Source organism: Vibrio sp. M260118, assembly GCF_036533755.1.
GTDB lineage: Bacteria > Pseudomonadota > Gammaproteobacteria > Enterobacterales > Vibrionaceae > Vibrio.
Genome location: NZ_JATABG010000170.1, coordinates 1 through 7,309, shown reverse-complemented (window position 1 = coordinate 7,309; position 7,309 = coordinate 1). Strand labels below are relative to the sequence as shown.

General features: G+C 47.2%; 7 protein-coding genes. 1 reads left to right on the top strand and 6 read right to left on the bottom strand.

Features of this window, described 5'->3' with window-relative positions:
• The 6 genes from QTO00_RS11400 to QTO00_RS11375 form a co-directional block, all read right to left on the bottom strand.
• A partial coding sequence (locus QTO00_RS11400) for an acetyl-CoA C-acyltransferase (protein WP_331424926.1) occupies nucleotides 1-825 on the bottom strand: 825 nt, incomplete at its 3' end.
• 1 nt (nucleotide 826) lies between these two features.
• Nucleotides 827-1,561, bottom strand: a complete 735-nt coding sequence (fabG, locus tag QTO00_RS11395) for a 3-oxoacyl-ACP reductase FabG (protein ID WP_331424925.1) — start codon at nucleotides 1,559-1,561, stop codon at nucleotides 827-829.
• A gap of 108 nt (nucleotides 1,562-1,669) precedes the next feature.
• Nucleotides 1,670-3,244, bottom strand: coding sequence for an acyl CoA:acetate/3-ketoacid CoA transferase (locus QTO00_RS11390; protein WP_331424924.1), 1,575 nt, complete (start codon nucleotides 3,242-3,244; stop codon nucleotides 1,670-1,672).
• Between the two features lie 103 nt (nucleotides 3,245-3,347).
• Nucleotides 3,348-4,298 carry a LysR family transcriptional regulator gene (locus QTO00_RS11385; protein ID WP_331424923.1) on the bottom strand — a complete coding sequence of 317 codons (951 nt, stop codon included), beginning with the start codon at nucleotides 4,296-4,298 and terminating at the stop codon, nucleotides 3,348-3,350.
• Nucleotides 4,295-4,927, bottom strand: a complete 633-nt coding sequence (locus QTO00_RS11380; RefSeq protein WP_331424922.1) for a response regulator transcription factor — start codon at nucleotides 4,925-4,927, stop codon at nucleotides 4,295-4,297. The genes QTO00_RS11385 and QTO00_RS11380 overlap by 4 nt, the downstream gene beginning before the upstream one ends.
• Nucleotides 4,924-6,309: a cache domain-containing protein gene (locus QTO00_RS11375; protein ID WP_331424921.1), complete on the bottom strand. Its 1,386-nt coding sequence runs from the start codon at nucleotides 6,307-6,309 to the stop codon at nucleotides 4,924-4,926. Before QTO00_RS11375 ends, QTO00_RS11380 begins: the two co-directional genes overlap by 4 nt.
• Nucleotides 6,310-6,523: 214 nt before the next feature.
• Between QTO00_RS11375 and QTO00_RS11370 the strand changes: the two genes are divergently transcribed.
• Nucleotides 6,524-7,309, top strand: a 786-nt coding sequence (locus QTO00_RS11370; RefSeq protein ID WP_331424920.1) for a TRAP transporter substrate-binding protein, incomplete at its 3' end; no start/stop codon positions are given.

Here is a 7,309-nt window from a genome sequence, read left to right as displayed (position 1 = left end):
AACCAGAGGTGTTAACCCATGCTGACTAATGGCCTCTTCGCTCGCGACGATCAAAGCAACCGCTCCGTCGTTTAAGCCCGATGCATTGCCAGCCGTGACGCTGCCTTGCTTATCAAAAGCCGGACGTAAATCCGACAGCGACTCTAGTGCTGCACCGAACCTTGGGTGTTCATCGGTGTCTACTACGTGATCTCCTCTGCGCGATTGAATCACTACAGGCTCTATCTCTTGGTGAAAATGCCCTGCCTTTATCGCTTGTTCGGCTCTCAACTGGCTGCGCAGAGCAAACTTATCTTGCTCTTCGCGGCTGATGCCATAACGCTTGGCGATATTCTCCGCAGTGATTCCCATATGAAAACCGCCGAATGCATCCGTTAAGCCATCCTTGAGCATGGTGTCTATCATGGTGATGTCACCCATTTTGTTGCCTTGACGACACTTGCCTTCGATTACAAATGGTGCGTTACTCATGCTCTCGGTACCCGCTGCTATCACTAGATGAGCATCGCCACTTCGCACCGAATTAACGGCATTCAGTAAGGTTTTCATCCCACTACCGCAAATCATGTTCAGGGTATAAGCTGGCTTAGGAACAGGGATTCCTGCATTGACAGACGCTTGCCTTCCGACACCTTGGCCCAACCCCGCACCAAGCACATTCCCCATCACTACTTCGTCAATCGACTCAGGGTTTAGCTTCGCTTGGGCCAGTACACTCTTGATAGCTAGGCTTGCGAGGTCAACGGCAGAACGAGTACTTAACCCACCAAGGAAGCTGCCAATCGGCGTACGTTTGGCAGCAACAATATAAGTTCTGTTGATCATGTTACAGTACCAACCCACCATCAATTTTCAGCACCTGACCAGTGATAAAACTTGATTTATCACTGGCTAAGAACTCAACTCCATTGGTGATATCTTCTGGCGTGCCCATCCGGCCAAGTGGCGTTTTACCCTTCATCATATCAAGCACTTTTTCAGGTAAATCTGCGGTCATGGGTGTTGCAACAAACCCGGGAGCGACGCAATTAGCCCGAACTTGCGCTCCAGTACGGGCAAACTCTTTCGCCCAACCTTTGGTCATAGCAATCACACCACCTTTGGTCGCAGCATAGTTCGTTTGACCAATATTACCGTCGGTACCGACTACGGACGACATAGTTACAATGGAGCCGTAGTTGTTCTCGATCATTAGCGGTGCAACAGCTTGGGTAAGATTGAACACCCCTTTAAGGTTTACATCGACGACGAAGTCCCAATCCTGCTCAGTCATCTTGTCGATCAACGCATCTCGGGTAACGCCTGCGTTGTTAACTAAAACATCAACGCGACCGTGCTGCTGCTTTATCGAATCAACTAGCTCAGCAATCGCCGCTCGATCACAAATGTTGACCGTCACCGTTTGTACTCTATCTTGCGAGGAAAATGCCGCAGCTAACCCGTCGGAGTTTATATCAAGGGCGTAAACCATCTCCGCTCCCTGTTCCACGAATCGCTCGGTAATTGCTCGACCTATTCCTTGTGCTGCGCCTGTTACCAGACAGATTTTGTTCTCAAACATGTCCTAATCCTTATGGGCAAATAAAAAACTGACGAGTAAAGCCAATCAAGCACAAACCGTTCTGCACGCTACTTGTCTTGATTGGAAACAAGATGAACGAATCAACTACTATTCATCCTGACTAATTGTGAGTCGAAACTGCGCATCGAAGATTGCAGAATCCATAAACTTTAATGACGAACTGATGGCAGGAGCGAATTCCATGTGCTGCAAAATATCTCGCTCTAAATCTATCCCCGGAGCAATTTCAGTTAACTCTAAGCCATTGGCCGTCAAACTAAATACTGCTCGCTCAGTGATATATAAAACTGGCTTGCTACTCTTTATGGCTTGCATAGCGCAGAAGGTAATTTGCTCGACTTGATTGATAAACTTTTTCTGTCGACCTTCATGAAGGATAGTCAAAGTTCGCTGATTTACCTCAACCTGCAGCCCTTTTGCAGTGAAAGTGCCACAAAAATAGACCTTCTTCGCATTCTGAGTAATGTTGATAAAGCCGCCACATCCAGCAATTTTGCTGCCAAATCGAGAAACATTGATATCACCGACTTGGTCGCATTGAGCTAAACCTAAGAAGGCCTGATCAACGCCACCGCCATCATAAAAATCAAACATCTGATCTTGGCTAATAATGGCCTGAGGCAGTCGAGAGGCACCAAAGTCCAAACCACTTTGCGGTGTCCCCCCCACAGCGCCCGGTTCGACTGTTAAGGTAAAGTGGTCCATCACACCCGACTGCTGGGCAACTTCTGCGATGTATTCTGGCGCACCAATACCTAAATTAAGAATCGCGTTTGGTTCGAGTTCCATCGCAGCGCGGCGAGCAATAATGGTTTTGGCATCCAGTTGGTTGCTACTGTTCGACTGGGTAGATTCCACTCTTGGTTGTGAGTTAGAAACTCCGACAAATTCAGGATTTAACATGCTAGCGAAGGTTTGCATATGTTCGCTTGGGTCATGCCCGATCACTACTGCATCAACAAAGATACCGGGGATTTTGACGGCATGAGGGTCAAGCGATCCATTTGGCACAACCTGTTTAACCTGAACAATAACCTTGCCACCATTGTTCTTCGCCGCTTGAGCAGCCGCTAAACTTTCAACAATCAGGCACTCATCTTCCATAGTGATGTTGCCGTTTTCATCGGCCGTAGTGCCGCGAAGAATCGCTACATCGACAGGAAGCTTACGATAGAAAAGGTGCTCTTCACCAAACAGATCAATGATTTCGACCCAGTCATCTTTAGTCACGGAATTAATTTTGCCGCCTTCAATACGCGGATCGACAAAAGTACCTAGCCCAACTTTGCTGATGGTTCCTAGTTTACCCGCAGCAGTATCACGCAGAAGATGGGAAATAATGCCTTGCGGAAGGTTGTAGCCCTCAATCAGATTATCAACGGCAAGCTGTTGTAACTTGGGGACGAGCCCCCAATGACCACCAATAGCGCGCTTGACTAGGCCTTGTTGAGCGAGATGATTAACGGCCTTGTCTTTTCCGTCACCTTGGCCTGCCGCGAAGAGTAGAGTAAGGTCTTTCGGCTGCTGCGATTGAGTAAAACGCTCACCGATGGCGCGTTCAATAGCCTCAGGAACGACACTACCTATAAATCCGCCGAGCAATACGGCATCACCATCATTAATCCATAGAGCTGCTTGTTCTGGTGTAAGCTTTGCGACCACATCAACCTTCCTTGTTGCCTATGCTGAATTCGATAACTTTTAATCAGGTTAGACGCTATGAGTGGCATTGTTAATTGCACAAACAGAGATAGTGAATTTCATATTAGAAACAATCTACATTCGATGAGCGGATCTCATCAACACGCTTATACAGATAGTCTTTAAATCCCGCACATCGCTCCGGCATTGGCGTGCGCGGACGGAAGAAGATATCAACATCGAAGCTAGCGCATTGGTAATCTTGCATGATGTGCTGCAACTCGCCATGCTTCAATTGACTGCTCACCAGAGAGTGAGGCAAATAGGCAATCCCCGCTTGGGCTAATGACAAGTCGAGGAGTATTTCACTGTTGTCGCACTCGATCGTATCTCGAATGGTTGCGACCTCTGTGGTGCCACTATGCTCAAAGCACCATTTATTACCACCGACTAAAGTGCTCGCGTATAGACAGCGATGGAGGCTTAGCTCACTTGGATTGTTAGGTGTGCCATGCTTCTCGAGGTAGTTAGGCGAAGCACATAAATACAAAGGTTCACGCAACATACGACGACGGATAAGCAGTGAATCTTGCTCGGGCTCACCTTGATAACTGGCACTAGCTCGAAAGGCAAAGTCCACACTGAGTGGGTCAAACTCACCCGCTTCAATAAAGATCTTAAAGTTCACCTGAGGATGCATCTCAATATATTCAGCGACAATTTTGGTCAGGTATTGGCGAGCAAACAGCGGTGTTGAAGAGAGCTTGATCTCGCCCCGTTGCTCTTCCGCTAAGTTTTGAACCTCTTCACACAAGCTATGAATATCAGGCAGCAACGGTGAGAAACGTTCATAGAGTAGTTGCCCTGCTTGAGTAGCAACTAAATGGCGCGTACTGCGTTTAATCAACTCGACCGACATCGCTTCTTCAAGCTCCTTGACCCAACGGCTACCTGCCGCAGGAGAGATGCCCTGTTGAGTCGAGGCTTCACGAAACGATCCTAAGCGAACTACCGCACAGAAAAACACGATCTTGTCGAGGATTGGCTGACGACTGGAGAGCAGATGCGTGGTCATTCAGTCACCAAGCCTTTTTGTAGCGCCAACTTCACCAAACCAGCAGTAGAGGTTGCACCAAGCTTCTTTTTAATCCGCAACCTATGAGTTTCAACGGTACGCACGCTAATGTGCAAGGTATCAGCGATGTCTTTGTTGCAAGCACCATTAACGATGGCTTTCAATACATCCGACTCACGGTTAGTGAGAGTGTCATCTTTGGTTTCAGGTTTGTCATTTATCTGCTCAAGCAGTCTGTCGGAGGCCTGAGGACACAGATAAGATCGCCCTTGCGCGACTTGGTTAATAGCCATGACGAGTTCTTCTGAGCCAACGTCTTTGAGCACGTACCCCTTGGCCCCAGCCTTTACCGAGCGAACAACGTAATCACGACTGTCGTGCATTGATAGCATGATCACTGCAGTATTCGAGTGGCTCTTCGCTAGCTTTTCACGCACTTCAATCCCGTTTAATCCAGGCATATTTATGTCGAGCAGTAGCACATCGGGTTTAAGTGAAAGAGTGCTATCTAACGCTTCAATTCCCGTTCCGACGCAAGCAAGAATATCTAGGTTATCTTCCCTTTCGAGTCGTGACTTCAATCCATCCTGCATCAGGCGATGATCATCAGCCAATACCAATCTAATCATACAAACTCCATGTTTAAGCTCACTCGAACTTCTGTTCCCTGCCCCTGCTCACTGGTCACCGCAAATGTCCCACCAATGGCTTGAATCCTTTCTTTCATATTTTGTAATCCCATATGTTCAAATATAGGCTGTTGACGCTTAGCTGATTTGAGTTTTTTTGCCGGAATACCAACGCCATCATCACTGACTGTTAAAATCAGCATCCTCCCTTCGCGCTGCATAATCACATCGACGCCTTGGGCATCTGCGTGCTTTTCCACATTGTGCAGTGCTTCTTGCACCACGCGATATAAGGTTGTCTCCACTTGAGGTAAAAACTCCTCCCCCTCAATATCATGCTCAAAAACCAGTTCTAGTTGAGTGCGCTCTCTCAGTTCATTGATGTAGGCTTCGATTCCCGCCACCAGCCCTAAATCATCCAACTGCGGAGGCCTTAAATCGCGCGAGATACGTCTAAGCTCCACAATCGCCTGCTCCATGGCATTCTTGCTCGCATCTAGTTCTAGCTCTTTCTTCTCTTCGTTGTGTTCTTTAGAAACATTGTCCAAACGATACTTAGCAGCAACCAAAAGTTGGTTTACGCCGTCATGAAGCTCTCTTGATACTCGGCTCCGTTCATTCTCCTGCGAATCAATGATCTGCTGATTAAGCAAACTCAGTTGCTGATTGGCTAATCTACGCACATTAAGGTTGAGTGATGCGCCCAATACCGCAATCACCGACACTGCGACAAACACTAAGCCAAACAGAGCAGTACTGGTTTTACCAACATTCTGGTCAAAGCCATTTTCCATGTGAGCAACTTGGCGATCGATGTCATCGAGATATACGCCCGTTCCTACCATCCATTGCCACCTATCAAGGGAAATCGCGTAACTTAACTTTGGCAAAGGCTCTTTGCGTGAGGGTTTATGCCATAGGTAATCAACAAAACCACCACCATTTTTCCCCTCACGAATCAGTTCTTGAAGCAACTTTTTGCCCTGAACATCTTCCACATCCCACCAGTTTTTGCCTATTCGCTCGGTTTGATAGGGCAGTACCAATGCATCCCCTTCCCAGGTATAGGCAAAGAAGTATCCATCACTGCCATATGTGAGTCGGCTCAACTTTTCGATAACAATTTGCTTCGCTAACTCCTCAGTTAGCGACTCATCTAGGTAGTAAGGCTCGATACTTTTGACTGCCATTTCTACGTACTGCTTCAACTCTTGCTTCTTCACCGCCAACACATTGTTGCGAGTCAAAGCCACTTGCTCTTCAACTAACTGTTTTGCTTGACCAAATAGGATACTCGCCACCACAGCCACCACCACAATCAAGGGTACTATGGAGAGTAAAATGATGTTGACCGTAAGCCTTCTGTTACTAACAAATCCCATTTCGACATCCGTGCGTGTACGTAGTTTTACTGAAACTTAATTCGGATTTTTGCGCAAACTACCGACTAAATTTGCGCAATTTTCCCAATAGAGAGCAATAAATACCCTCTCTAAACTTAAGCTCAAATGTAACATTGCATTAACACAAATTATTAACCAATGTTCACATTTCTCGATATTAACAAGGAACACAGCCTTACAAGGAGATACCCCGATGAACCTTAAGAAAGTCGCCATCGCTACGGCACTTACCCTTGCTGCCTCAGGTCTTTCAATCAGCGCTCATGCAGCGGATAAAAAAGTCCTGCTAAAAACCCCAATTGCTTTTGGTAGCCACCTTCCTGCTCTTGGCACACCAATTCAATGGTATGCCGACCGCATCACCAAAACGTCTGGTGGCACTATAAAGATGAAGATCTACGAGCCAGGCAAACTGGTTAACCCAGCGGAAATTCTCGATGCGGTATCAACGGGCAAAGTGAACTCGGGCTACTCCACAGCGGGTTACTGGCAGGGTAAATTACCTGCATCCGCTCTGTTCTCGGCAGTGCCATTTGGCCCAGAAGCTGGGGAATACATGGCATGGCTATTCTTTGGTAACGGTCTGAAACTCTACCAAGAGATGTACGACCAAGGCGGTTACAACGTAAAAGTGATGCCGTGTGCCATCATCTCTCCTGAGACCTCAGGCTGGTTCCGCAAACCGATTGAAAAACCAGAAGACTTGAAAGGTCTAAATATGCGCTTCTTCGGTTTAGGTGCATCGGTAATGGAAAAATTAGGTGTGGGTACAGTGCAACTTCCAGGTGGTGAAATTTTCGGTGCACTAGAGAAAGGTGCAATCGATGCATCTGAGTTCTCTCAACCAGCCATCGACCAACGTTTAGGCTTCCATAAAGTCGCCAAATACAACTACTTCCCAGGCTGGCACCAACAGTCGACCGTATTTGAGTTGTTAATTAACAAAGATACTTGGAATGGAATGAGCGACACCCAACAA